At 70.8% G+C, this 1,101-nt stretch carries 2 protein-coding genes; one reads left to right on the top strand and one right to left on the bottom strand.

Annotation, left to right across the window (positions count from 1 at the left end; all coding sequences use genetic code 11):
* A partial coding sequence (locus G3I60_RS43630) for an isochorismatase family protein (RefSeq protein ID WP_164608545.1) occupies positions 1 to 269 on the bottom strand: 269 nt, incomplete at its 3' end.
* A 116-nt stretch (positions 270 to 385) separates the two neighbouring features.
* Here G3I60_RS43630 and G3I60_RS43625 point away from each other — a divergent pair.
* On the top strand, positions 386 to 958 hold the full coding sequence (locus G3I60_RS43625; protein ID WP_164608544.1) for a TetR/AcrR family transcriptional regulator: 573 nt from the start codon (positions 386 to 388) through the stop codon (positions 956 to 958).
* Positions 959 to 1,101: the final 143 nt, after the last annotated feature.

Here is a 1,101-nt window from a genome sequence, read left to right as displayed (position 1 = left end):
GCCTCCAGCAGCTCACGAAGGTCGGTGGTGGCGAAGGCGCTGAAGCTGGTCTTGGTCAGCACGGTCTCGCCCTCGACGGGGGTCAGGAGCGGGTGGATCTGCTCGCTCATGCCCTGCGGGACGACATGGAAGACGGGCAGCCCGGCCGTACGGGCGGCGGCGAGGGCGTGTGCTGCGCGCTCGGCAACGGAGGGGTCGTGACTGAAGTTGTCGACGATGTAGGTGACGTAGTCGAGGGAGAGAAACGCGGTGCCGGTAGCGGTAGCCATGGTGTTCACCTTCGTCGAGGAAAACGGGACTAAAATCGGAGAGCTCGCCCCGGTTGACCACATCGTACCGGAGACAGCGCCCCGTTTATCTGATTCACGACGATGGAGACCCGGAGATGGCCACTGAGAACCGGCCCCTGCGCGCCGACGCCCGCCGCAACCGGGACCGGCTGCTGGCTGTGGCGCGGGAGGCGTTCGCCGCCGAGGGGCTCTCGGTGTCGCTGGACGAGATCGCACGCCAGGCGGGTGTGGGGCCGGGCACGCTGTACCGGCACTTCCCCACGAAGGAGGGCCTGTTCGAGGCGGTGATGCGCGAGCGCCTCGACCCGCTCCTCACCGAGGCCCACGCCCTGCGCGACGCGGACGACCCGGGCGCAGCCCTGTTCACGGTGCTCGACCGGCTGGTGACGGACGCGGTGACGAAGGCGGACCTGATCGACGCGATCGCCCACGCGGGCCCCGAGGTCCAGGCGACGGTCGACGCGACCTCCGCCGACCTCCACCACGTGATCGGCCGGCTGCTGACCCGCGCCCAGTCCGCCGGCTCGATCCGCGCCGACATCGGCATCGCGGACCTGATGGCGATCCTGTCGGGCATCCTGCTGGCCCTGCGTCACCGGGCGAACGCGGGCGCGAATCCCGAGCTGGCCCTGGCGGTGCTGTGCGACGGGCTGCGGGCGGGAACTTGAGTGCCCCCAAAGGGGCGCGGGGCGGTGTCGATCTGCGGCTCCGCCGCGATGGGGGTCCCCCCGCTCGAGCGAAGCCGAGAGTGGGGGAGCGACCAGCCACGACGGCGCCGCACCGAACCGACAACCCCTCGCGGCACCTCAAG

It is taken from the genome of Streptomyces sp. SID13666 (assembly GCF_010548325.1).
GTDB classification, from domain to species: Bacteria; Actinomycetota; Actinomycetes; order Streptomycetales; family Streptomycetaceae; genus Actinacidiphila; species Actinacidiphila fildesensis.
This window is presented reverse-complemented; position numbering and strand designations above follow the sequence as displayed.

Bases quoted from the DNA above. Each gene is read 5' to 3' on its own strand.
- G3I60_RS43625 (WP_164608544.1), top strand. From the start codon at position 386: ATGGCCACTGAGAACCGGCCCCTGCGCGCCGACGCCCGCCGCAACCGG.